The following is a 26,641-nucleotide window of genomic DNA, read 5'->3' on the forward strand; positions in this document are numbered from 1 at the left end:
AATGAATACCAGGGATAATCAGATAAGAAAAAGAAGAAAAAACGTTAATAAATTTAGAATAATAGTTTCTGCAATAACTATTTTTGCTTGTGTTACGTTGTTATTTACAATTTTTAAACAACAAATTCAAATCAGAAACATTAATAATGTTAAGTTGGAACAACAAACAAAAAAGGATGAACTTGAAAAAGAAATAAAAAAATTATCTGAAGATTCCAAAAACTTAGACAATCCTGAGTTGATAGAAAAATATGCCAGAGAAAAATTAGGTATGGTAAAACCTAACGAAGTTTTGATTAAGGATGAAAAGGAAAAACCAAAAAAAGATTCAAATTTTACACCGTCGCCAACTTTTGACAAAAAGTCTGATAAATAATTATTGACACCGTTTTTTTAGTAGTATATACTGGTATATAGTATTATATTAGGAGGAAGATATTGCGTATGTCTATATCAGTGGGCGATATTGTTGAAGGAAAAGTAACAGGAATTACTAAGTTTGGGGCATTTGTAGAATGCGAAGACGGAACTAAAGGATTAGTTCATATTTCACAAATTTCTAATGACTACATAGAAAAAGTTGAAGATGTGTTAAAAGTTAATGATGTAATAAAATGTAAAGTTATGAGCATTGAAGATAATAAGGTTAGCTTTTCAATAAAGGAATGTCTTCCGAAAAAAGAACACAAAAAAGAATTTTCAAAGAAAACTTATTCAGAAGATGATAAGAATTCAAACAAAGAATCTAGCAAAGAATCGACTTTTGATGATTTACTTTCTAAGTTTATGAAAGAAAGTAATGAGAGATTAGATTCCATTAGACAAAGAGAGAATAAAAAGTTTTCGAAGAAAAGAAAGTATAATTAGGAGTAACGCCGCAGATTTATGCGGCTTTTTTATTATTATGGATTTGATACACAAAATAAAAAATACTATTATAAGAGAAAACTTAATACAAAAAAACGACAAAATTTTGATAGGATTATCAGGTGGGGCAGACTCAGTATTATTATTCAATGTTTTATACCAACTAAAAGATGATTTAGATTTTGAGATAAAAACATGCCACATTAATCATTCTTACAGAGTTACTGCCGATCGAGATGAAAATTTTTCAAGGGAAATATCTGAAGAAAAAAATGTTCAATTTTTTTCAAAAAAAGTAGATATGAAACAATTTTCCATCGATAATTCTATTAGTTTGGAAGACAGTGGTAGGATTTTAAGATATAATTGTTTCAACAAAATTTTAGAAACAGAGAATTTCAATAAGATTGCTGTAGCACACCACTTGGACGATCAAGTGGAGACTTTTTTCTTACATTTGTTTAGGGGAAGTGGAATTGATGGATTGTGTGGAATACAATATCGAAACAAAAATGTAATAAGGCCACTTTTAGATGTATCAAAAAAAGAAATCCTAAATTATTTAGATAGCAATAATATTGAGTATGTAACTGATGAGACAAATTTCATAGCCGATGTCAAAAGAAATAAAATTCGACTTGAAATGTTGCCATATATTCAAGAAAATTTCAATAATTCTATAAACGAATCGATATATAGGACTATAAATATTTTACAAGATTCAAAAGAAATAATTGATGATATTACTAATCTTAAATTCGAAAAATTAGTTAGTCAAAGAAATGGTGAATATTCTATAGATGTAAAATTATTTGAAATCGAAAAAACCTCTATTCAAAGAAATATAATTAGAAAACTTTTAATTGAATTAAATGGGTCTAACCAAAACATTAGAATGGCTTATATAGATGATATTATAGAATTATTTGATTTAAAAAACGGCAGCGAATATATATTTAAAGACTACAGTTTTTTCAAAAGTTATGATAAAGTAATAATTAGGAAAAATGTAGACAACAAAAAAAGTCAAAGTGTAAAATTTGAACTTGGGACAATCATTTTTGGGGATTTTAAAATTAGTAGTTATCTATCAAAAAATACTAATATTAAACCTTCAAGAAATAAAATGGTTTTTGATTCTAAAATTCTATCACATAATCTTGTTTTACGAAGAAGAGAAAATGGAGATAGAATTAAATTAAAGGGATTTACCAAGAAAATTAAAGATGTATTTATTGATAATAAAGTTTTACAAATTGAACGCGATAATTATCCCATTTTGAGCGATGAAGAAAATGTATATGCTATTTTATCGTTGAAAAGATCAAATTTGTACATGAAAAATTCTAACAGCAAAGAAGTTTTAGTTATAGAGGTGACTTATGAAAAGTAATTTATGTGATGCAGTCGAAAAGGTGCTAATACCAAAATCAGAAATCGACAAAAGAATTGAAGAATTAGGAAAAGAAATCACTGAAGAATACAGAGGTAAGGGAGAACTTATCGTAGTTGGTATTCTAAGAGGCGCAGCGATGTTTATGAGTAATTTAACATTGAATATCGACTTAGAAGTTGGAATAGATTTCATGGCAGTATCAAGTTATGGACATTCTTCAGAATCGAGTGGAACTGTAAGAATCATAAAAGATTTGGAAGAAGATATCGCCGGAAAAAATATCCTTATAGTTGAAGATATTGTGGACAGTGGTCGCACATTAAGTTACTTGGTTCGAAACTTAATGGATAGAAAAGCAAAATCAGTTAAGATAGCGAGTCTTTTGGATAAACCTGAAAGAAGAACTAACGAAGTAGATGTTCAATTCAAAGGTTTTACTGTACCTAATGAATTTATAGTTGGTTATGGATTGGATTTTGCACAACAATTTAGAAATATTGAAGATATTTGCGTATTGAAGAAATCTTTTTATGAAAAGGAGATTTAATGAAAAAAGTAACTAAAAGTTTAGCGATTTATCTTGTTCCAATTATTTTAATAGCTTTTTTCGTGACTATGACTCAAAACAATACATTGAGCACAAAATATTTTACTGTCAACGAAATGATTGTAAATGTCAAGAAAGATAATGTTAAAGAAATTGTTGCAAGAGGAAATGATATAAAAGGCGTTCTAAAAGATAGCAAGGGTACTCCTTTTAGAATGTATATGCCATCAGAAATGTGGGAAGTTTTTTACAATAATTATCTGAAGGAATCTGTTGAAAAAAACAAGATAGTTTTGAAGACTGAAAAAGATCCTGGCAAACCATGGTATGTTGATATAATGCCAACTATATTAATTATAGTCGGGCTTGGAATAATTTGGTTTATGTTTATGAATCAAACACAAAACTCTGGAAATTCTAAGGCTATGAATTTTGGAAAATCAAAAGCAAAACTCAACCAAGATTCAAAAGAAAAGGTTGTGTTTGCTGATGTAGCGGGATTAAAAGAAGAAAAAGAAGAATTGATGGAAATCGTAGATTTTCTGAAAAATCCTTCTAAGTATATAGACATTGGTGCAAGAATTCCTAAAGGAGTTTTGTTAGTGGGACCTCCAGGAACTGGTAAAACATATTTATCGAGAGCAGTCGCAGGTGAAGCAAAGGTTCCATTTTTCAGCATTTCTGGTTCTGATTTTGTCGAAATGTTTGTTGGTGTCGGTGCATCAAGAGTTCGTGATTTGTTTGAACAAGCTAAGAAAAATGCTCCTTGTATCATTTTCATCGATGAAATAGATGCAGTAGGTAGAAAAAGAGGAGCAGGACTTGGCGGAGGTCATGACGAAAGAGAACAAACGTTGAATCAATTACTTGTTGAAATGGATGGTTTTGGTAAAAATGAAGGCGTAATTGTAATGAGTGCCACTAATAGACCTGATATTTTGGATAAAGCATTATTGAGACCTGGAAGATTTGACAGAACTATTTATGTAGGACTTCCTGACGTTAGAGAGAGATTAGAAATATTAAAGGTTCACACAAAAAACAAAAAACTTGAATCAGATGTGGATTTGGAGAATATTGCAAAAACAACTACTGGTTTTTCTCCAGCTGATTTGGAAAATTTGTGCAATGAAGCAGCACTTCTTGCAGCAAGAAATAATGAAGCAGAAATTTCAAATGAAGTGTTCAAAGAAGCATCTATAAAAGTTGTTGCTGGTCCAGAAAAAAAATCACAAGTTGTAATAGAAAAAGAACGTGTGCTTACAGCTTATCACGAATCTGGTCATGCGATTGTATCCGGATTCTTGGAAGATAATGACAAAGTTCACATGATTACAATTATTCCTAGAGGAAGAGCCGGAGGATTTACGGCATATCTTCCACAAGAAGATGCGAAATTTATGACTAAAAGACAAATGCAACACAAATTGATTTCGCTTTTAGGTGGACGTGCAGCAGAAGAAGTTGTGCTTGACGATATCTCCACTGGAGCAAGTAACGATATTGAAAGAGCAACAAAAATCGCACATGCAATGGTAACAAAATACGGTATGAGTAAGAGATTGGGACCTATGATGTACGGTGGAGATGACTCTGAAGTATTTTTAGGTGAAGAGCTTGGTAAGAACAAGCAGTATTCTGACAAGATAGCTTATGAAATTGATTCTGAAATGAGAGAACTAATCGATGAAGCGTACAACAAAGCTTTAAATATTTTAAATGAAAACATCGATTTGTTACATGCATTGGCAAACAGGCTTTTAGAAAAAGAAACTATTGGACAAGAAGAATTCGAAGCTATATTTGACAAATACACTAAGACTAAAATTCACGAAAATGAACCAAAAGAATTAGTCGATGTAAGAAAAAAAGACGAAGAAATAGAAAACAATATAGAAAATCAGGAGAAATAATGAGCGCACAAAATATTATTAATGTGATGTATATATTGATTTTGCTTTTTGGATTGAAGCAAATGTACAATGTATACAAAGTCAAAAAAAATATTGGTAGAGTCATCAAAAACTTTAACCAAAGAAAAAGAGTTTTAATGATGGTTGCATCATATTCAATTGTAATATTGGGATTATTGTATCTTTACCAACAAAAAACATGGTTCCCATTAATTTATATATTACTTGGAGTAATATTCATTTATTTAACATTCGAAAAAATCTCATTCACAGATAAAGGGATTTATTTCAATGGATTTTTGGCTGAATATGAAGACATCAAACAATGGAAATACTCCAAAGATAAGAGATTTTTGGAACTAACTTTGAAAAATTCCAAAGCTACTAACAAACTTATTCCGATCAATCCAAGTGATGCTTCTGAAATGCAAGTAATCATAAAAAAGAATAAGAAAAAACAATAAAATACTTGACAACAAAACTGTGATTAAATATAATAAAAAAAACACTATTTTTGTTTTTCATAAATTGGCTTTCTTTGATTGCCAATTTTTTTTATTTTAATACATGGAGGTATTATGGATACAAATAAAATTTTTGGGATTGACACTTTTGATAAAAAACAAATGAAAGATTCACTACCATTTCCGATTTATCAAAAATGGAAAAACGCAGTTAGAAAAGAAGATTTACTTGATATTGAAACAGCAGAAATAATTGCGCATGCGATGAAAAAATGGGCGATTGAAAGAGGAGCCACTCATTTTTGTCATTGGTTTCAACCGTTAAATGGATTAACAGCAAAAAAACACGATTCATTTTTGGATAGAGGAGACGATAATACTCCAATAAATAGATTTTCGGCAAAAGAATTAATTAAAGGAGAACCAGATGCTTCATCGTTTCCTACAGGATCAATTAGATCTACGTTTGAAGCAAGAGGTTATACTTATTGGGACTGTACATCTAACACCTTTATTGTAGATAATATTATGTATATACCATCGGTATTTGTATCTTATGATGGAACTACACTGGATAAAAAATTGCCACTACTTAAAAGCTTGGATTATTTGTCAGATTACGCGACAAAACTTTACAACGAAATTTCTGATGAGCACTGTTACAGAATGAAAGTCAAAATCGGATTGGAGCAAGAATTTTTCCTTATAGATGAAAATGTCTACAAACAACGTATTGATTTAATTAATACAGGAAGAACTCTTTTAGGTGCACAAGCTCCCAAATCGCAAGAACTTACTGACCATTATTTCGGCTCAATTCCACAAAGAGTTGAAGCATTCTACAAAGATTTTGACGAGAAATTATTCAGACTTGGAATATACGCTAAGACTGAACACAATGAAGTTGCTCCAAATCAATTTGAAGTAGCAATTCTTTTTGAAAACGCAAATATTTCTGTAGATGATAACCACTTAGTTATGGAAATACTTAAAACTACTGCAAGAAAACATCATTTAGTATGCTTATTGCACGAAAAACCATTTAAAGGTGTAAATGGTTCCGGTAAACACAATAACTACTCTTTAGTTACTAATCACGGTAGAAATGTATTTTCACCAAAAGCTGATATGGAAAATGACCTTGTGTTTTTGATATTCACAGCATGTTTGATAGAAGCTGTAGACAAATCACAAGCACTTTTAAGATCCGCATCTTCAACTACGTCCAACGACTATAGATTAGGAGGAGATGAAGCACCTCCATCAATAATATCTATGGATTTGGGGCAAGATATTGAAGAAACATTTAACTCTCTTATGAATGAAGAAGAAATTGTCAGAAATTATCCTGAATTTTCGATAAATAGATTTGATTACATTCCACCAAATATGACTGACAGAAATAGAACAAGTCCATTTGCCTTCAGTGGAAACAAATTTGAATTTAGAATGTTAGGCTCTTCAAATAGTGCAAGCGATGTGAACATAGTTTTAAATACAATGTATGCAAATGCAATTAAAAGAGTATATGAAAAATACAAATCTCAAAATGAGAATATAGAACAATTTATTAAATCAGAAGTTGTCAATATTTTGAAAAATCACAAACATATTTTGTACAGACAAGACAACTACACAGAACTTTGGAGAGAAGAAGCAAAGAAGAGAGGTTTATTGGATTTAGTTCATTATTTTGATTCTTTATATTCCTTGATTTCAAAAGAATCTATCAAGGATTTTTGTGGTATACTAAGTGAGGAAGAATTACACGCAATCTACGATGTTGGATTGGAAGATGTAATAACAACTCATGAAATTGAAGCGAAGACTTTGATTTATATGTTAGATAAATTCGTTATTAATGCTTTCTCAAAGCAACTTATTCAAAACAGCAATTTAATTGAAAAATGTGGCATTAATAGTTTGGATTCTACACAAGAAAAATTGAAAAATGGTTTGAATGAAATCATCGACAAGAGAAATAATTTGGAAGAAATGATACAAAAATCTGATTTTGAATCTAAATACGATAAGGCTAAATATTTTCAATATGAAATTAGTCCATTAATTGAAGAAATCAGAGAAATACACGACAGTCTTGAAAAATTTGTCTACAAAGAAAATTATAGTTTGTGTGATATTCAAGACATATATTCATCATTAATATAATTATAGGAGGAGTAATGAGTAAATTTATTTTTATTACTGGAGGAGTTGTCTCTGGTATAGGTAAGGGAATCAGCGGTGCAAGTATTGGTAGAATGCTAAAAGATAGAGGCATTTCTGTGTTTATGCAAAAATTTGACCCGTACTTGAACATAGATCCAGGTACTATGAGTCCTTATCAACATGGAGAAGTTTTTGTAACAAAAGACGGAGCAGAAACTGACCTAGATTTAGGCCATTATGAAAGATTTATTAACGAAGAATTAACTCAAAGATCTAACATTACTACAGGGAAAGTCTACAACGACGTTATCAAAAAAGAAAGACGTGGAGATTACAACGGTAAAACTGTACAAGTTATTCCACATATTACTGATGAAATAAAAAAAGCGGTGTATAAAGCAGCTGAAGAATCTCAAGCAGATATTGTTATAACTGAAATTGGCGGAACTGTTGGAGATATTGAATCATTGCCATTCTTGGAAGCAATTAGACAAATCCACGCTGAAAATGAAAAAGAAGATGTATTATTCATTCATACAACTTTGGTTCCAACAATTCCTGGAAGCAATGAACTAAAAACAAAACCAACACAACATTCTTATAAAGAATTGATGAGTTTGGGAATTAAAACAAATGTAATAATCCTTAGAAGTGAAGGAATAGTTACAGATGAATTAAAAGAAAAAATCTCATTATTCTGTGATGTTCCAGTTGAGGCTATTATTCAATCATTTAATGTTGACTTTATCTACGAAGTTCCATTGAAATTCCAAGAACAAAATTTGGATAAATATATCATGAGAAAAATGAAACTAAAATCCAAAGGTGAAGAAGATGGAAAATGGAGAAAAATGATTGAAAACTACAGAAAAGCAACTGAAACTGTAAATATCGGTTTAGTTGGAAAATACACAGAACTTCACGATGCTTATCTTTCTGTAGAACAAGCTTTGATAGATGCAGGGTATGCAAACAATCACAAAGTTAACATTCGTTGGATTAATTCAGAAGAATTAAATAAAGATAATATCAAAGAATCATTCGAAGGATTGAATGGTATTATCGTCCCAGGCGGATTTGGTGGAAGAGGCATGGAAGGAATGGTTGAAACTTCAAAATATTGTCGTGAAAACAATATGCCATATTTCGGAATTTGTTTGGGAATGCAAATCGCAGCAATAGATATCGCTAGAAATATACTTGGTTTAGCTGATGCTAATACAGCAGAAGTTGTTGCTGATTGCAAAAATCCTGTAATAAGTTTAATGAAAGAACAAAGAGATATTGAAGATATAGGTGGAACATTAAGACTTGGTAACTATGAGTGTCATTTGAAAGATAAATCTTTGGCAAAAGAATTGTACGGTGAAGAATTCATACAAGAAAGACACAGACACAGATATGAATTCAACAACGATTACAGAGAACAATTTGAACAAAATAATGTTGTATTCTCAGGAATTAATGACCAATACAACTTGGTAGAAATGCTTGAAATACCACAAAATAAATTCTTCTTAGGTTGCCAATTCCATCCGGAATTCAAATCAAGACCTAACAAAATTCATCCTTTATTCGATGGATTCATAAAAGCATCCATTGAAAACAAATAAAGAAGGTGGAAGATATTTTACTTGTAATAGATATTGGAAATACTAATATTGTTTTGGGTATTTTCAAAGATGATGAGTTGATTTTTGAATGGAGAATATCTACAGATTTGAGAAAAACGAGTGATGAATACGCTCTAACATTAAGACAAGCTTTGGAATATTCAAACGTCAAAAAATCAGATATAAAAGAAGCTATTATTGGTTCAGTTGTACCAAATCTAATGCCAACTATACCAAAGGCAGTAAAAAAATATTTGGGAATTGAACCGTTGATAGTAGATGAAAATATAAAGACGGGAATAGTTAATAAATACGCAAGTCCAAAAGAGGTCGGTGTAGACAGAATAATCAACGCAGTAAGTGCTTGTAAAAAATATTCTACTCCAGTTATTATTGTAGATATTGGAACGGCGATTACTTTTGATTATATTTCGGAAAATAAAGAATATTTGGGAGGAGCAATAGCTCCAGGGATTGCAATCTCATCAGAAGCATTATTTATGAAGACTGCAAAACTACCAAAGATTGAAATAGAAATGCCGGATAAAGTTATTGGAGATAGCACCGTAAAAAGTATGCAATCTGGAGTTGTATTTGGATTTATAGGGTTAATAGATTATATAATTGAAAAAATCCTAGAAGAAAAACACAAAACAAAAGATGAAGTTACAATTATTGCAACTGGTGGTTTTTCTTATTTGATTGCAAAACAATCAAAGTACATTACAATTATTGACAAACTAATCACTTTGGACGGTTTAAAAATTATTAACGATTTAAACAGAAATGATTAAAGAAAAATTGAACTTAAATAGTAATTTGTTTTTGGCACCATTAGCTGGAGTTACAGATATTCCATTTCGAATAATCTGTGGAGAATTGGGAGCGGGGTTGTGCTTTACAGAAATGATAAGTGCCAAAGCACTTTACTATGATGACAAGAAAACTAAAAAACTTTTAGATACAGATCCAAGAGAGAACAATACATCTGTTCAAATATTTGGACACGAACCAGAAATCATTGCATATGCAACTAGATTTCTGACTGAAAATTACAATTTCAAATCAATTGATATAAATATGGGATGTCCTGCACCGAAAATTTTCAAAAACGGTGACGGCTCAGCTTTAATGGGAGATTTGAACTTAGCGGAAGATGTTATCAGAGCTTGTAAGAACAACACTGATTTGCCAGTTTCTGTAAAATTCAGACTTGGAATCGATGAAAATTCCATGAATTACATGCAGCTTGGACAAATTTGTGAGAGATTGAAAGTAGATTATATTACACTTCACGCTAGGACAAGAAAAATGTTTTATTCAGGAGAAGCTGATTGGTCTCATATAAAAAGATTAGTGGAAAATGTAGACATACCTGTATTTGGCAATGGCGATTGTTTTACAAAAGAAGACATTAGAAAAAATATGGAATACTCAAATTGCGATGGAGTTTTGTTGGCAAGAGGTGCAATGCAAAATCCATTTATTTTTAGTGATGATGAAATCAAAACTAAAGAAGAAGTTATCGACACAATAAAAAAACACATGCAATTGAAATTGGAATTTTACGAAGAAAAACGTGCGATTTTGGAAATGAGAAAGCACATTCAATGGTATCTGAAAGGATTTAGAAATTCTAATAAAGTTAAGAACAAAATCAATCAATTGACAGACCTTGTTGAAATATACAAAATACTAGATGAATTTAAAAATGAATAGTTTAATCATATACTAAAAACTTGACAATTATGCCTTTTGTTATATAATTTTAGAATATATGGTTAAAATAAGGAGAATAGATTATGGCAGATAAAGAATTTTTATTAACTCAAGAAGGATTAGATCAACACAAAGAAGAACTTGAGTTTTTAAAGACTACTCGCAGAACAGAAATAGCTGAAAAAATTAAAGTTGCTAGAGGATTTGGCGACCTTTCTGAAAACGCAGAATATGATGAAGCTAAGAATGAACAAGCGCAAGTAGAAGAAAGGATTAACTATCTTGAAAACTTGCTATTATATGCAAAAGTTATTAAAGATGACGAAAATCAAAAAGACGTTGTGACTGTGGGCTCAACAGTAACTTACAAAAATTTAAAGTCAAACAAAGAAATGACATATAAAATAGTAGGAACAGCAGAAGCTGATCCTTTTGAAGGTAGAATTTCAAATGAATCACCAACAGGAAAAGCTCTGTTAAATCTAAAAGTTGGTGACACTACTACAGTTGAAACACCGGGTGGAATCGTAGAATTAAAGGTATTAACTGTAAAGAAAGGATAAAAATGGAAAATTTAAACGAAATGCTACAAATTCGTAGACAAAAGTTACAAGAATTATTAGATGCAAATGAAAATCCATACGTTCATGAAAAATTTGACAATGCTAATAATACAAAAGAAATCCTAAATAACTTTGACGAATTTGACGGAAAAGAAGTTAAAATCGCCGGAAGAATTATGAGTAAAAGAGGACATGGAAAAGTTAACTTCATGGACTTACAAGATTCTGTTGGTAGAATTCAATTATTTAATAAAGTAAATGAATTAGGCGAAGAAAATTATGCAAAAGTAAAAAATATGGATATCGGAGATATCGTTGGTGTAGAAGGATGTATCTTCAAAACACAAAGCGGAGAAGTATCCATTAGAACAAAAACTGTAGATTTATTATCTAAATCATTACAAATATTACCTGAAAAATGGCACGGACTAAAAGATCCGGATTTGAGATATAGACAAAGATATGTGGATTTAATTATGAATCCTGAAATCAAAGATACATTCATAAAAAGATCTAAAATTATTTCAGCAATCAGAGAATTTTTGGATACAAGAGGATTCTTAGAAGTTGATACTCCAATTTTGAACACAATAGCTGGTGGAGCAAATGCTAGACCTTTTATAACTCACCATAACACATTGGATATCGATATGTATTTGCGTATAGCAAACGAATTATACCTAAAGAGATTAATTGTAGGTGGATTCGACAAAGTTTATGAAATGGGCAGAATGTTCAGAAATGAAGGAATGGATCACACTCACAACCCAGAATATACGGCAATAGAATTGTATCAAGCTTACGCTGACTACAATGATATGATGGATATCACAGAACAATTAGTTGCTTTTGTTTGTGAAAAAGTTAATGGATCTATGAAGGCTCAATTTGGAGAAACAGAAATAGACTTTACACCACCATGGAAAAGAATAACAATGGTTGATGCAATAAAAGAATACGCAGACATAAATTTTGATGAAATTGAAACAGATGAACAAGCTCGTGAAGTTGCCAAAGCAAACAATGTTGAAATCTCAGACAATATGTCACGTGGCGAAATTATCAACGAATGTTTCGAACATTTCTGCGAAGAAAAATTAGTTCAACCAACATTTGTATTGGGTCATCCAGTTGAAGTAAGTCCATTGGCTAAGAGAAATCCAGATGATGAAAGATATACTCACAGATTTGAAGCATTTGTATGTACAAAAGAAATCGCAAACGCATTTAGCGAATTGAACAACCCAATAGATCAAAAAGAAAGATTCTTAAAGCAAGTTGAAGCTAGAGAGAATGGCGATGACGAAGCTCAAATGATGGATTATGATTTCTTGAATGCATTAGAAGTAGGACTTCCACCAACAGGCGGTTTGGGAATTGGTGTTGATAGACTTATAATGATGTTAACTAACAACGAATCTATAAGAGATATAATGTTGTTCCCAACAATGAAGCCCATAGGTGCTGAAAACCAGAAAATTCAACCATCTTTGGATGATGAAGAATAAAAAGACAACAAAAAGACAACAAAATTGACATCAACAGTACTTGATAATAGTCAATAATACTTTAAAAGAGAATATTTGAAGATTTCATGCATGAATAAAAAACTGCATATTTCGAGAAAGGGACGAAAGAGATAGTGTAATAGCTATCTCTTTTTCATTTACAAAAAGAAGGGAGGGAAGTGGTGGAAAAGATAAGCTTTGATTACTACTATGGCAAAGAAGCTGACCAATTTACTTTTTTTAGGATTCCCAAAATTCTATTTACTGACAAGGTATTTAAAAAATTATCTGTAGATGCAAAAGTTCTTTATGGCATACTTTTAGACCGAATGAATCTATCTATGAAGAATAAATGGCTTGATGAAAAAAATAGAGTATATATCGTTTATCCTATTGAGGAAATTGCAGAAACTTTTGGCTGTGGAACGCAAAAAGCCACAAAAATACTTCAAGAGTTAGATGAGAAAAAAGGAATTGGTCTAGTGGAAAAGAAAAGACTAGGATTGGGTAAGCCTAATATTCTCTATGTAAAAAACTTCATAATTAATGGAATAGAAAAAACAACTGAAAGTTCACCAGAAAAAATCACAAAACCAGACTTATTAAAATCACAATTCAAGAATAGTGAAAATCACAATTCAGGAATGATGAATAACACAAAACAAGAATTGTTAAAATCACAAGGTAATAATACTAATATTAATAAGACTGATTATAGTAATACTGATTTTAATAATACCACCTCCATCTTCTCGAAAGATAAACCTATAGAAGAGTTAAAAAGAAATAGGGAGGAGGATTTAAAAGAAAAAATCAAAGATAATATTTCTTATGAGAAATTAATAACCACCTATCCCAATGAAGAAGGAAGAATTGATTTAATTCTCTCTCTTGTAACAGATTTATTGATAAATAAAAATCCTTTAAAAATAAATGGGATCTATGTGAACCATGAAACAGTAAAGGAAAAGTTTTTAGACTTAGAATTTAAGCATATAGTCTATGTTCTAGATTACCTCAATAAAGTCCCTAAAAAGCAGATTAAGAGCCTAAAGGCCTACCTGTTAACCATTCTCTTTAATGCAGATGAAAATCTAAAATTAGAGGGGGTTTCAAAAAGACCAGACAGCCAAGATGACATCACATATGACCAAGACGCAAGAATTTGGAAGGAGTTTTTAAATAAGTCTTAAAAACGATTAAAAAAAGCTAGGAAGGAGGTTTTTATGGAAAATATAAGCGCTTTATTAGGCGAAGTAATAACTAAAAGAGGCAAAGACAATATAAGCAAAGAAAAAGATATGGAAGAATCCTTAGACTATGTAGATGAGAAAACCAATCTTTTAACCTGTGGTCATTGTCATACTGCAAAAGAAAAACTTATTGACTTTATGGGAGACAAGAAAAAAGTTCATATATCCTGCAAGTGTATGCAAGAAAAAGAAAGAGAAGAAAAAGAAGCTAGAAGAAAATATCAGCAGATGTTGAGAATTAATGAACTAAGGCGATCTTGCTTCGAAGACAGTATTTTCCTTAAAGCGAGATTTGAAAACATGGATAGGGATTCTGAACACAGAGATATAGCAGAAAACTATGTGGATAAATTTGAGGAAGTCTATAAAAATAATTTAGGTCTAATATTAACAGGGGATGTAGGCTGTGGAAAGACGCATTTAGCGGCAACCATAGCCAACGGACTTATAGACCAGTGTATATCTGTTAAAATGACAAATTTCACAAGTATTCTAAACGATATGACCAATTTCGATATAAATAAGGGCAAATATATCAATAGCTTAAATGAGAAAAAACTCCTCATCATTGATGATTTTGGCATGGAGAGGACCACAGACTTTGCCTATGAACATATCTTCAATATTATTGACGCGAGGTATAGGGTAGGGAAACCTCTAATTATAACGACAAACTTAAATATCTCTCAATTAACTAATCCTATAGGAGTAAGAGAAAAAAGAATTTATTCAAGAATATTGGAAATGGCAAGTCCCATTATCTTTACAGGAAAAAACAGACGAATCAAAAAGATGAAAGACAAATCAAACCTCATCTATGAACTTTTAAAGGAAGGTGAGATATGCAAAATGAAGAAGTAAATTCAAGAGTGATAGCCATAGTAAAGCAAGGCGGCAAAATTACAGCCGAACAATTAATCAAACTAATGAAAAAACTGTTAGAAGGAAGAAAGGGTAAATCAAAATCCACACAAGAAAAAGAAGGTTTATTAAGTAAATTTAAAAAAGTCAAAGTTAAAGACTTAGTGAAAAAAGGAAAGGTTGAAACCTTAGAATTAAATGATATTGACTTAAAGAATTTAAAAAAAGAATTAAATCATTATGGCGTAAAATTTAGCATAAAGAAAGATTTATTCTCAGGCAACAACATCATCTTTTTTCAAGCCAAGGACGAAAAAGTCATGGAGCAAGCCTTTAAAAGTACGGTAAACAAATTTATGAATAAGGATAAGGGAAGGGAATCAGTCATAGAAAAGCTTAATAACTTCAAAGAAAAAGTCAAAGCTAGTCTTGATAAGGATAAGGTAAAACATAAACACCAAGAACACTCCTTATAGCTTGAGAGAAAAAAGAAAGGCAGGTAATCTTACGAAAATACTGGAAAATATAATAAAAGATTTGAAAAATATTTTTAAAATACGAGACAAGAAGAAGTTTGTATTAGAAAACCTACCTTATCTCGTATTCTTCTATTTTGGCAATATTTTTTCACATCATATTAACTCCTACATTGGAGGAGACGTTCTAGATAGAATAATGATGGCTATTTCTGAAATAGATACGATAAGCTTATTGCCTTCACTTAAATTAAGGGACTTAACAGTCGGTTTAGGGTTAAGTTTGACTATTAAGCTTATCCTATGGCAAAAGAAAAAGAATGTCAAAAAGTTTAGAGAAGGAAAAGAATATGGATCTGCAAGATGGGGAACGGCAAAGGACATAGAACCCTATATAGATAAAGACTTTAAAAATAATATAATATTGACACAGACAGAAACTTTGACTATGAATAGCAGACCAAAAAATCCAAAATATGCTAGAAATAAAAACGTCCTTGTTATAGGAGGGTCAGGTTCTGGTAAGACGAGGTTTTTTATCAAACCAAACTTAATGCAGATGCATAGTAGCTATGTTGTTACTGATCCAAAGGGAACCTTAATCATAGAATGTGGTAAGATGCTAGAGCGAAATAACTATTCAATAAAAGTTCTTAACACCATAAACTTCAAAAAGTCCATGAAATATAATCCCTTTGCCTATCTAAGGTCTGAAAAAGATATATTAAAATTAGTTCAGACAATCATTGCAAATACTAAGGGAGAAGGGGAAAAGTCTACTGAGGATTTTTGGGTGAAAGCCGAGAAACTCTATTATACAGCCCTTATTGGCTATATTTATTACGAAGCGCCTAAGGAAGAACAAAACTTTACTACCCTTCTTGCCATGATTGATGCCAGTGAAGTTAGGGAAGAGGATGAAAATTTTAAAAATGCTGTAGACTATATGTTTGAAGCCTTGGAAAAAGAGAAGCCCAACCACTTTGCAGTTAAGCAATATAAGAAATATAAGCTAGCAGCTGGAAAAACTGCAAAATCCATCCTTATTAGCTGTGGTGCAAGACTTGCTCCCTTTGATATAGAGGAATTAAGAAACCTAATGAGTGAAGATGAATTAGAGTTAGATATGCTAGGAGATCGAAAAACAGCACTCTTTGTTATCATATCCGACACCGATGACACTTTTAACTTTGTCGTAGCCATGATGTATTCTCAGTTATTTAACCTTCTATGCGATAGAGCAGATGATGTATATGGTGGCAGACTACCCATTCATGTCAGGTGCCTGTTGGACGAATTTTCCAATATAGGTCAAATACCAAAATTTGAAAAGCTCATAGCCACCATCAGAAGTAGGGAAATCTCAGCTTGTATTGTACTTCAAGCCCAATCTCAGCTTAAAGCGAATTATAGAGACCATGCGGATACCATATCAGGCAATTGTGATTCCACCTTATTTCTTGGAGGAAAAGAAAAGACTACCTTAAAGGAACTCTCTGAAACCCTAGGAAAAGAGACCATAGACTTATACAACACATCAGAAACAAGATCTAACCAAAACTCCTATGGATTAAACTATCAGAAGACAGGCAAAGATTTAATGAGTCAAGATGAAATAACAGTAATGGATGGTGGAAAATGTATATTACAATTAAGAGGAGTAAGGCCTTTTCTTTCAGACAAGTTTGATATTACAAAACATAAAAACTATAAGTTGTTAGAAGACCATGACAAAAGAAATGCATTTGACGTAGAAAAATATCTTAAGAGAAAAGACGAGGTAAGACTTAGAAGCGATATGGTTGTTGAACTTTTAGAGGCTTAAACTATAATAGTATCAGAACTAATAAAATAACAAAAAACTAAAGGATAAGCCTTGACAAAAAATGCTCTATCCTGTCGATAATATCGACAGCACCCGACACGCCTCTTAACAATGCGGACCAAGTCGGGTCATTTGATTTTTAGTAGTAAAAGTGAAAAAATTATAAAGAATCAAGAAGTGTGTAAGAAATATTTAAAATTTAAATTTAAAATACATGTTGCTAAATAAAAAAATAGGATAGTTAATCTAAAATAAGGCATGATAAATGTATGTTTTAGATTAACTTTACATCCTAATAGAGAATGAATAATGGATTGAAACTACAAATAATTTGGAGAGGAGGTTTTTATGGAAAAATATTTAATAAATGACTTAAATATTTCAGGCTATAAAAAAATCATAACTTTATTAGATTATAGAGAAAAAATTTCTGCCTGCTTAAAAGAAATAAAACTTCTTTCTACATTTAGAGGCAAAATTTTAGTTGACACTGCCTTAGTTTCAGGAATAAATAGCTACAGATTTATAGAGATAGAGGTTAATAAAGATGGAAGCTTAAATTTAAATAATTATTCCTACTCTGAGGTTAATAAAGATATATTAAAAATTGCAAACTCTATAATAAAAAAAGAACCAGTATGGTTAAAAAATTCAATTTTGGCAAACTCTCAAAAAGAATTATTAGCAACATATTAAATAACAAGAAGTACACCTAAAGAAAATAAAAATTTTAGGTGAATTTTTTTGCCCAAAATAGGAGGATCGTATGAAAATATACCACGAACGAGACTCTCCTTAAAAAAGTAAATAGTTATAGTATCAGGACATCTAATAAATAGGTGTCCTTTTTTCATTGTCAAAAGAAGAAAAAATAGAAAAAGGAGAAGTTATGGAAAAAGAAATGCTCAATATTAATGGAAATGTAGTTGGAGAAATTAAATTTGGTGTCATTGAAAGCAAAGAAGGAGAAGTTCCCTTTGCCAATTTCACCATTGTACGTAAGAACAAAGATAAGAAAAAGGAATATATTTATTGCAATTTATATGGAGATAAGACAGATCTTGTTAGAGATTTTGAAAGCGGAGAGTATATTCATGTCTTTGGCTATTTTAAAGAAGTGAAAAAAGAAGAAAAGATTTTCAAAAACTTTATTGTAAAGCATGTTAACAAAATTGAAAAAGAAAAAATAGAAGATAATCAGGAGGAATAATATGGAATTTTTTACACAGGCAGTTAATGTTTTAAAAATATTAGTTACCGCCATCGGTGCGGGATTAGGAGCTTGGGGCGTTATCAACTTGATGGAGGGGTATGGTAATGACAACCCTGGTGCAAAATCTCAAGGTATCAAACAACTTATGGCAGGCGGAGGGATTGTGCTAATTGGTCTTAAACTCATTCCACTGTTAGCTAACGTCTTGAAATAAAATGTTTAATATCTTTGATAAAATCAAAGAGTTTTTCTCCGAAATGCTCATTGATGTGATAAAAGAAAATTTAAGTGGAATGCTTTTAGACATCAATGATAAAGTAGCAACCATTGGAGCTGAAGTAGGTAAAACTCCGAGTGCTTGGAACTCGGAAGTTTTTACCTTTATAAAGTCCATTTCAGAAAATGTCATACTTCCCATAGCCGCCCTTATTATAACGGCGGTTTTATGCATAGAACTGATTCAAACGGTAATGAACAAGAACAACTTGCATGAAGTAGATACCTTTGATTTTTTTAAGTATGTAATTAAGATGTGGATTGCAGTTTGGTTAGTATCTCATGCTTTTGATTTTTCTATGGCTGTTTTTGATGTGGCCCAGAGCTTAATAGGAAAAGCGGCAGGAGTAGTCAATATAACAGCTAAAGTATCACCAGGAGATATAAATAAAATGGTGGAAGTTTTAAAGGAAAGTCAGAACATAGGACAATTGCTAGTGATTGCCATTGAAACTGCTATTGTTAAATTAGTCATCCAAGCCATATCTATTTTAATTACCGTTATACTTTACGGCAGAATGATAGAAATCTATATCTACTCCTCCGTATGCGCTATTCCCTTTGCAACTATGGGAAACAAGGAATGGGGTAGTATTGGGACTAATTATATAAAGGGACTTTTTGCCTTAGGACTCCAAGGCCTATTTCTTTTAATATGTGTAGGCATATATGCGGTTTTAGTAAAAACTCTTAATATAACAGATATTCACAAAAGTATTTTTGAACTCTTAGGCTATACCCTCATTTTAGGTATCACTATGATGAAGTCAGGCTCTATGGCTAAGAGTATTTTAAACGCCCATTAAAAAGCGTACCAACAAATAAGAAAGGAAAATTTATGATTAAGTTAAAAAACAAAAGAAAGAAGTACCCATGTAAACAAAACAATATTTCAAAAGTTATTGCTTGCCTTAGCTTACCCTTAGCCTACGCAGGCTATCTTTATACTGAAAGAAAGAAACACAAGGAATTGAAAAGACTAGCAGATAGCAAAGAAAAGGAAGTCTCCTACTTAAAACCCTTATTTGAAGATTTGGAAGACTCTACAGCTGAAGAGCTGGCTTTTGCTGTATGTTTTAATTTGGAAGAGGAAGAAGGAGAGATCTAATGGCTTATGTATCCGTTCCTAAAGATCTAACAAAGGTAAAAACTAAGATTGCCCTAAACCTGACAAAAAGACAGCTTATCGGCTTTGCCTTAGCGGGAGCTATAGGGTTTCCTGTGTATTTACTGTCGAGAAAATTCCTTCCTAATGATTTTTCTATGTTACTCATGATAACAGTAGCTTTTCCTATCATCTTTTCCACTCTTTATGAAAAAGATGGACTCTATTTAGAAAAGTACATTAAATATTATTTAGAGAAAAAAAGACATGCCAGTATCCGCATCTATCAGACAGACTGCATCTATGACCTTAGAACGAAAGGAGGAAAAATTGAACAAAAACGAAAAAAAGCAAAGGAAAAAACTCTTACAAAATAAAGAGTCTTTAAAAAAACAAAAAGAAGATTTAAGAAATATACGCAAGACACAAAACAAAATCAATAGAGAAAAATCAAAAACCAAGTTAAAACATGGAGCAAGGGAAAAGGGAGACGAAAAAAAGAAGTTCTCCCTTTTTTCGTACAGGAAAAAAAGAAAAAAGACAGTACAGGAATCATTACCCTACCTGAGAATGTTAAAAGATGGAATCTGTCAAATTGATGTCAACAAATTTAATAAGACCATTCGTTTCTATGATATTAACTACCAGCTTTCAACGGAAGAGGATAAGGAAGCCATCTTCAACCAATTCTCAGACTTTTTAAACTATTTTGATCCCAATGTGGACATTCAGTTTTCCTATATTAATCACATAGGAAAAAATGAAGAGGTAGAAAAGAATATTTTTATTCCTCAAAGAAAAGATGGCTTTAATGAAATCAGACAGGAATATAGCCAAATGCTTAGACAACAAAGTCAGAAGGGCAATCGTGGACTTAGTAAGAATATGTATCTTACCTTTACGCTAGAAGCTGGAGATTTAAGAGAGGGAAAATTAAGACTTGAAAGAATGGAAATAGACCTTCTAAATAATTTCAAAAAGTTTGGGGTCAAGGCCTATGTATTAAACGGTTATGAAAGATTAAAGCTTATACACGACCTTTTAAATAGTGAGGAAAAATTTGTTTTTAGCTTTGATGACTTAAAACATTCCGGTCTTTCTACCAAGGACTATATAGCCCCTTCTTCCTTCAATTTTTCTAAGATCAACGAATTTAACATTGGCCCTTATACGGGAGAAGTTAATTTTCTTCAAATCTTAGCCCCTGAATTATCCGACCGAATGCTGGCGGAGTTTTTAAGCGTTGAAGAAAACATGGTCGTTAGTTTTCACATTAACTCCATTGACCAAACGGAAGCCATTAAGATGATTAAAAGAAAAATTACAGACTTAGACAAAATGAAAATAGAAGAAAACAAGAAGGCGATCCGTGCAGGATATGATATGGATATATTACCATCAGACCTTGTAACTTACGGGAACGATGCAAAAAAGCTCTTGGTGGAACTGCAAAACCATAATGAAAGGATGTTTGTGGTCAGTATATTATTTTTGAATATGGAAAAGAGTAAAAAGAAATTGAAAAATATTCTTTTTCAACTGAATTCCGTAGCAGGAAGACACAATTGCGTTCTTAAGAATCTAAATTATAGGCAAGAGCAGGGACTAATGAGTAGTTTGCCTTTGGGGCATAATTTGATTGAGATAAATAGAGGTCTGACAACTAGCTCTACCGCTGTTTTTATTCCCTTTACCACAGAAGAGCTCTGTTTAGGTGGGGAAAGCCTATATTATGGCTTAAATGCCTTAAGTAGAAATATTATTATGGCGGACAGGAAGCTGTTAAAAAACCCCAATGGCCTTATCCTGGGAACGCCGGGTTCAGGAAAGTCTTTTTCTGCCAAGCGAGAAATAACCAATGCATTTCTCATTACAGGAGATGACATTATTATCTGTGATCCGGAGTCAGAGTATGGAAATTTAACCAAGGCATTAGGGGGAGAAGTAATAAAGATATCTCCTACCAGTAAAGACTATATTAATCCCCTAGATATTAACGCAGACTATGCCGATGAAGATAATCCCTTATCCCTAAAGTCGGACTTTATACTATCTCTTTTTGAGTTGGTTGTTGGAAAAGAGGGCTTAAGTGCAGAGGAAACATCGGTTATAGATAGGTGTCTACCCATTCTCTATGAGAAATACTTTAAAGACCCTGTTCCCGAAAACATGCCAATTTTAGAAGACCTTTACAATCTATTAAAAGAGCAAAAGGAAAAGGTAGGGGCAAAGTTAGCGGTAGAAATGGAAATCTATGTAAAAGGAAGTTTAAATGTTTTTAACCATAGAACCAATGTAGACACCTCAAACCGTATCCTTTGTTATGACATTAAGGAATTAGGAAAGCAACTTAGAAAAATAGGGATGCTGATAGTTCAGGACCAAGTTTGGAACAGGGTGACTATCAATAGAAATAAGAAGGAAACCAGGTACTACTGCGATGAATTCCATTTGCTTTTACGTGAAGAACAAACAGCCAGCTACTCTGTTGAAATTTGGAAGCGATTCCGTAAATGGGGAGGAATGCCAACAGGCTTAACTCAAAACGTTAAGGATCTTCTGGCTAGTGCGGAAATTGAAAATATATTTGACAATACAGACTTTATTTTAATGCTAAATCAGGCAGGAGGGGATAGGGAAATACTAGCAGACAAGTTAAATATCTCCCTTCATCAACTATCCTATGTGACCAACTCTAATGAAGGGGAAGGCTTACTTTTCTATGGTAATACCATTGTTCCCTTTGTAGACAGGTTTCCAAAAGATACAAAACTTTACCGCTTAATGACCACAAAGCCAGAAGAACTAAAAGAAGATTAGGAAGGAGGAAATTTTTATAAAAGAAAAACTATGAATCAATCAATAAAAACCAATTATATTATTAACCTAGATGCAATATCAGCCTTAAAAGAGTTTCCTGAAAACCTCTTTGATAGCTGTATTACTTCACCTCCCTATTATGGCTTAAGAGATTATCACCATGAAAGCCAAATAGGAAGAGAAGACAGTCCTGAAGCATATCTAAACAATTTGGTAGAGGTTTTTAGACAGGTTAGACGAGTTTTGAAAGAAGATGGGAGTCTATGGCTTGTCATCGGTGATTTATATGCAAGTACAAAAAGTAAAGAAGAAAGGCCAGCCTATAAGCCTAAAGATTTAATGGGACTACCCTGGCAATTAGCCTTGAAACTTAGGGAAGATGGTTGGTATTTACGAAGCGATATTATATGGCATAAGGAAAATGCCATGCCTGAATCCTGTAGAGATAGACCGACTAGGTCTTATGAGCATATCTTTCTTCTGACCAAGGCAAAGACATATTATTATAATTATGATGCCCTAGCTAAACCCTTAGCGGAGTCCAGTAAGCGAAGATATTTATCAGCGGTAGGAAAAGATAATAAGTATATGAATCAAAAAAGCGGTATGAAAAGGCAGAGTTTAAATGAACCAAGGAATAGAAATGACTATACAGAATATACTATTCCTAAAAAGAGAAATGCCAGAGATATTTGGACCATAAACACCTCTGCTTTTCGAGGAAAACACTATGCCTGCTTTCCACCAAAGCTAGTAAAAACCTGTATATTAGCAGGCTGTCCTGAGAACGGACTTATTCTTGATCCCTTTATGGGAAGCGGAACGGTAGGCATGGTAGCTAAGAAAATGAATAGGCAATATATAGGGATTGAAATTAACAGGGACTATTGCCAACTTGCTAAAAAAAGAATCGAGGAAGGAAGGTAAGGACCAATGAAAAAAAGAAATTCTATAAACCCAAGGGATATGCCGGCAAAGGTAAGGGGCAAAAATAGCAAATTAAAGAATGAGAATAGAGTTAAAGTTACTGGAGAATTACTAAAAGCAACAAGGTTTAAAGATAATAGCCAAGCCTTAGATAATCAAGGAGTAAAAGAAGATAATCTACAAAAAGATTCTTTTAAAGATCCCTTAAAAAAGGAAAACTATAGAAAGATTAAGGAAGAAAACAAGACATCAGACCCTTTTAATATTAAAGAGAAGACTCCAAAAGAAAAAAGACAGAAGAAGATGGCGGAGAGGATCTTTGAAGAGAACCGAATTAATGAAAATCAAAATATTGAAAGCAATGAAGAAAAGACTTATGTGGAAGAAGAAGACCCTCTTTCCAATAAGGAAGATTTGGTTGAAGAATATATAGAAAGTTCCACTCAAGCCTATATACCACAAGTTCAGCAGGAAGACAGTCTTCCTGTTTTTTCTTTGCCAAAATTAGGGCTTGGTATGAGACCGAGTAAAAAGAAAAAAGAAGATCAAAGGATAGAAGGCAAAAATACTTTTAAAAGGGGTACAAATCAACAAACTCAGGAGCCTAGCATAAGGGATAAAAAGAATTTTCTTCATATTGAAAAGATGAGCAAGAGCCAAAGGCAGAAAAAGCAAGCAGAAAGAACTTTTAGGAGCTATGAAGAAGAAAACAAAGAAGCCATTCAAGAAAAAAATTATCCCATCAAACCGGTAAACAACTTTGATGGAGCGAAAAGCTTTCAAGGGAAAAATTTTAAACAGCCAAATGAAAGTAAAGAGAATAAAGAGGTTTTAGAAGATGGCTCAATAGGAAGTAGCTATGGAAACTTTAGAGAGAAATCTTCAAGGCAAAGAGTAGGTAATGTAAAAGAGAATACTCTAAAGACGGACTCGATAAAAAAGAAAAGAACAACAAAGTTTCAAAAGGAAGTAAGGAGCCCACAAGAGGGCAACAGCCAAAGCTCTAGCGAGATATATGATCCTTTAGGAAAGGATATGGACAACGATGGTGTTATAGACCGCTATGATGTGGATTTTAGAGATAGTGATGTATCTTATAGACATAAAGAAAGAGTAGATGTTAAAGAAAATCAAGCGATCAATCTCCAGTCTATAAAAGAAAAAAGGAATTATAGAAATAAACCCCTTGGAAAAGAAAACATCTTAGCTAATGAGAAAATAAAGAACAAAAAATTAAAAAAGACTTTAGTGGAGAAGCAAAGCCCAAAGCTTAGAAAAACTAAAGGAAAAGAAGTTTTTTTAAAAGGGGAAAGTCAAAACTTTTATAGGAAAGAAAACCAAGACAAACTAAAAAATAAAATGGACTTTATTAGGAAACTGCCTATAGGAAAAGAGAAAAAAGAGGACATAGAGAAAACAAGGTCAAACTTTATAGGTGAGGAAGAACTCACCCGTAAGAAAAAGACAAGTGTGAAAGAAATAGAAACTTCAAAGGAGAGCAAAAAATCTAAAGTAGAAGAAAAAGGTCAAAAGGACATAAATAAGGATTTAGCAAAAAATAAAAAGTCTAAAAAGTTCCAACTTGAAAAAGAAGTGAGAGAGTCTAAATTTCACAATAAAGAAAAGAAAATTTCCAAACTATATAAGAAAAAAGAAAAAGCAGAAAAGAAGCTGTTAAAAGACGAGAAAAAGGCAGATTCTAAACTGGATAGCCCAGCTATTTTAGCCACAAGTTTAACAGCAAATTATCTTTATAGTGGAAAAGAGGATAATGCAGGGATAAATGCTGCCTATAAACTAACCCGAGGAAGTGAATTAAGTCTTAGAAAAATGAGAAGGGATAGGAGAAAAAAGCCTTTCAAAACAAGAAAAATACTTGGAAAGCTGGATAAAAAAATCCACAAAAGAGAAGAGAAACTTCTTTTTCAAAAAAACTTTGAAGATTTAAAAAAGACAAGCGCCTATCAAAAGACCAATTCTTTAAACCGCTTTTTTATGAAGAAAAGATTTCAAAGAAGCTTTAGGAACAAAACAAAGGAAAGTTTGTCCAAGAGAATAAAGAAGTCTTTCTCTAGTGGAGCAAAAAAAGTAACGGATTTTATAAAAAACGGAGGGTATAAAAAAGTCTTTCTGGCTCTAGGGATAATAGGCCTATTCTTTGTCCTCTTTCAAATGGGAAGCAACATGGCAACAATGACAGCAGGTTTTGCTAGCAATATCACCACGACGACTTACTTGTCTGATGAGGGTGTTCTAAGCGATGTGAATAATGAATTTTTAAGCTATGAAAATGCCCTCCAAGATGAAATAGATAGTCTATCTTCTTATCACCCAGGCTATGACGAATATAGGGTAAAAGGAGATACCGTAGGTCATGATGTCCACGAGTTATTTTCCTATTTAACAGCTAGATTTGGAGAAATAAAATCGGTAGATAAGATTAAGGGAGAACTTAAAACGCTCTTTAATCAGATGTATAAAAGAGATTATTCCGTAAAGACTATAACTAAATATGATAGTGAGGGAAAGCCCTATAGTTATAGGATCTTTACCTTAACTCTTTCTAAAAAGACGATTGATGAAGTGGCAAGGGAAGCTTTTAAGGATTACGAAACCAATCTTGCCCATTACGAAGCCTTGTTATCTGCTCAAGGAAATATGACTGCAATATTTGGGTCTGGTAATGGGGACCTATCAGAAATACTGGACAATCCAAACTTTGGAAATCCAGGCATTGCCTTTGATGATGCAAGCGTAAAAGCCTTATTTAATGAAGCAGAGAAACATATAGGAAAAAAATATGTTTTTGGGGCAAGTGGACCAAAGAACTTTGATTGCTCAGGGTTTGTTTGCTGGTCTTTTAGTAAATCTGGCGTAAAGAATATGCCAAGAACCACAGCCTGGTTAATCTATAAAAATTATTGCAATCCCATAAGTCCATCTGAAGCAAAGGCAGGAGATATTATTTTCTTCCAAGGAACTTATAAAAGCGGGACCCCTATATCCCATGTCGGCATTTATGCGGGAAACGGCATGATGATTCACGCAGGAGACCCGATTCAATACACAAGTATAAATAGCAAGTATTGGAAAAACCATTTTTATGCTTTTGGTAGACCACGTTAA

Annotated in this window: 25 protein-coding genes; all 25 read left to right on the forward strand. The window is 32.3% G+C overall.

What is annotated here, in order from left to right; genetic code table 11:
- Position 1 precedes the first annotated feature (1 nt).
- The gene (locus ACU68U_RS01535) at positions 2 to 376 is read left to right on the forward strand and encodes an FtsB family cell division protein (RefSeq protein WP_094207274.1); all 375 of its coding nucleotides are present in this window, start codon (positions 2 to 4) and stop codon (positions 374 to 376) included.
- 68 nt (positions 377 to 444) lie between these two features.
- A complete protein-coding gene (locus ACU68U_RS01540) occupies positions 445 to 867 on the forward strand; it encodes a S1 RNA-binding domain-containing protein (protein WP_094207273.1) in 423 nt (140 codons plus the stop codon).
- Between the two features lie 37 nt (positions 868 to 904).
- Complete coding sequence (gene tilS / locus ACU68U_RS01545) at positions 905 to 2,260, forward strand: tRNA lysidine(34) synthetase TilS (protein WP_094207272.1); 1,356 nt, start codon at positions 905 to 907, stop codon at positions 2,258 to 2,260.
- Positions 2,250 to 2,810: a hypoxanthine phosphoribosyltransferase gene (gene hpt / locus ACU68U_RS01550; protein WP_094207271.1), complete on the forward strand. Its 561-nt coding sequence runs from the start codon at positions 2,250 to 2,252 to the stop codon at positions 2,808 to 2,810. The genes tilS and hpt overlap by 11 nt, the downstream gene beginning before the upstream one ends.
- Complete coding sequence (gene ftsH, locus ACU68U_RS01555; protein WP_094207270.1) at positions 2,810 to 4,723, forward strand: ATP-dependent zinc metalloprotease FtsH; 1,914 nt, start codon at positions 2,810 to 2,812, stop codon at positions 4,721 to 4,723. Before hpt ends, ftsH begins: the two co-directional genes overlap by 1 nt.
- Positions 4,723 to 5,187, forward strand: coding sequence for a DUF5673 domain-containing protein (locus tag ACU68U_RS01560; protein ID WP_094207269.1), 465 nt, complete (start codon positions 4,723 to 4,725; stop codon positions 5,185 to 5,187). The genes ftsH and ACU68U_RS01560 overlap by 1 nt, the downstream gene beginning before the upstream one ends.
- A gap of 114 nt (positions 5,188 to 5,301) precedes the next feature.
- Positions 5,302 to 7,356, forward strand: coding sequence for a glutamine synthetase III (locus tag ACU68U_RS01565; RefSeq protein ID WP_094207268.1), 2,055 nt, complete (start codon positions 5,302 to 5,304; stop codon positions 7,354 to 7,356).
- Positions 7,357 to 7,370: 14 nt separating this feature from the next.
- Positions 7,371 to 8,969 carry a CTP synthase gene (locus ACU68U_RS01570; RefSeq protein WP_094203794.1) on the forward strand — a complete coding sequence of 533 codons (1,599 nt, stop codon included), beginning with the start codon at positions 7,371 to 7,373 and terminating at the stop codon, positions 8,967 to 8,969.
- Positions 8,970 to 8,974: 5 nt separating this feature from the next.
- A complete protein-coding gene (locus ACU68U_RS01575) occupies positions 8,975 to 9,763 on the forward strand; it encodes a type III pantothenate kinase (protein WP_094207267.1) in 789 nt (262 codons plus the stop codon).
- Complete coding sequence (dusB, locus tag ACU68U_RS01580; RefSeq protein WP_154254617.1) at positions 9,756 to 10,688, forward strand: tRNA dihydrouridine synthase DusB; 933 nt, start codon at positions 9,756 to 9,758, stop codon at positions 10,686 to 10,688. The genes ACU68U_RS01575 and dusB overlap by 8 nt, the downstream gene beginning before the upstream one ends.
- Positions 10,689 to 10,771: 83 nt before the next feature.
- On the forward strand, positions 10,772 to 11,251 hold the full coding sequence (gene greA / locus ACU68U_RS01585; protein WP_094207265.1) for a transcription elongation factor GreA: 480 nt from the start codon (positions 10,772 to 10,774) through the stop codon (positions 11,249 to 11,251).
- A 2-nt stretch (positions 11,252 to 11,253) separates the two neighbouring features.
- Positions 11,254 to 12,759: a lysine--tRNA ligase gene (gene lysS, locus ACU68U_RS01590; protein ID WP_446762582.1), complete on the forward strand. Its 1,506-nt coding sequence runs from the start codon at positions 11,254 to 11,256 to the stop codon at positions 12,757 to 12,759.
- A gap of 182 nt (positions 12,760 to 12,941) precedes the next feature.
- Positions 12,942 to 13,952, forward strand: a complete 1,011-nt coding sequence (locus ACU68U_RS01595) for a replication initiator protein A (RefSeq protein WP_019035357.1) — start codon at positions 12,942 to 12,944, stop codon at positions 13,950 to 13,952.
- 33 nt (positions 13,953 to 13,985) lie between these two features.
- On the forward strand, positions 13,986 to 14,873 hold the full coding sequence (locus ACU68U_RS01600; RefSeq protein WP_019035356.1) for an ATP-binding protein: 888 nt from the start codon (positions 13,986 to 13,988) through the stop codon (positions 14,871 to 14,873).
- Positions 14,855 to 15,349 carry a PcfB family protein gene (locus tag ACU68U_RS01605; RefSeq protein ID WP_019035355.1) on the forward strand — a complete coding sequence of 165 codons (495 nt, stop codon included), beginning with the start codon at positions 14,855 to 14,857 and terminating at the stop codon, positions 15,347 to 15,349. The genes ACU68U_RS01600 and ACU68U_RS01605 overlap by 19 nt, the downstream gene beginning before the upstream one ends.
- Positions 15,350 to 15,386: 37 nt before the next feature.
- Entirely contained in the window at positions 15,387 to 17,174 is a 1,788-nt protein-coding gene (locus tag ACU68U_RS01610; RefSeq protein ID WP_340412727.1) for a VirD4-like conjugal transfer protein, CD1115 family, read from the forward strand.
- A gap of 348 nt (positions 17,175 to 17,522) precedes the next feature.
- Complete coding sequence (locus tag ACU68U_RS01615; RefSeq protein WP_019035353.1) at positions 17,523 to 17,870, forward strand: type II toxin-antitoxin system RnlB family antitoxin; 348 nt, start codon at positions 17,523 to 17,525, stop codon at positions 17,868 to 17,870.
- A 193-nt stretch (positions 17,871 to 18,063) separates the two neighbouring features.
- The gene (locus ACU68U_RS01620) at positions 18,064 to 18,384 is read left to right on the forward strand and encodes a hypothetical protein (protein ID WP_026302338.1); all 321 of its coding nucleotides are present in this window, start codon (positions 18,064 to 18,066) and stop codon (positions 18,382 to 18,384) included.
- Between the two features lies 1 nt (position 18,385).
- The gene (locus ACU68U_RS01625; protein ID WP_002838961.1) at positions 18,386 to 18,601 is read left to right on the forward strand and encodes a Maff2 family mobile element protein; all 216 of its coding nucleotides are present in this window, start codon (positions 18,386 to 18,388) and stop codon (positions 18,599 to 18,601) included.
- Position 18,602: 1 nt separating this feature from the next.
- On the forward strand, positions 18,603 to 19,469 hold the full coding sequence (locus ACU68U_RS01630) for a VirB6/TrbL-like conjugal transfer protein, CD1112 family (RefSeq protein ID WP_101540990.1): 867 nt from the start codon (positions 18,603 to 18,605) through the stop codon (positions 19,467 to 19,469).
- Positions 19,470 to 19,501: 32 nt separating this feature from the next.
- Positions 19,502 to 19,771, forward strand: a complete 270-nt coding sequence (locus ACU68U_RS01635; RefSeq protein WP_446762583.1) for a hypothetical protein — start codon at positions 19,502 to 19,504, stop codon at positions 19,769 to 19,771.
- Positions 19,771 to 20,145, forward strand: a complete 375-nt coding sequence (locus ACU68U_RS01640; protein WP_101540992.1) for a PrgI family protein — start codon at positions 19,771 to 19,773, stop codon at positions 20,143 to 20,145. The genes ACU68U_RS01635 and ACU68U_RS01640 overlap by 1 nt, the downstream gene beginning before the upstream one ends.
- Positions 20,099 to 22,588, forward strand: coding sequence for a VirB4-like conjugal transfer ATPase, CD1110 family (locus tag ACU68U_RS01645; protein WP_446762584.1), 2,490 nt, complete (start codon positions 20,099 to 20,101; stop codon positions 22,586 to 22,588). Before ACU68U_RS01640 ends, ACU68U_RS01645 begins: the two co-directional genes overlap by 47 nt.
- A 30-nt stretch (positions 22,589 to 22,618) precedes the next feature.
- Positions 22,619 to 23,515, forward strand: coding sequence for a DNA-methyltransferase (locus ACU68U_RS01650; protein WP_446762585.1), 897 nt, complete (start codon positions 22,619 to 22,621; stop codon positions 23,513 to 23,515).
- 6 nt (positions 23,516 to 23,521) lie between these two features.
- On the forward strand, positions 23,522 to 26,641 hold the full coding sequence (locus ACU68U_RS01655) for a CD1108 family mobile element protein (protein WP_446762586.1): 3,120 nt from the start codon (positions 23,522 to 23,524) through the stop codon (positions 26,639 to 26,641).

It is taken from the genome of Finegoldia sp. P3-F-LR (genome assembly GCF_052932165.1).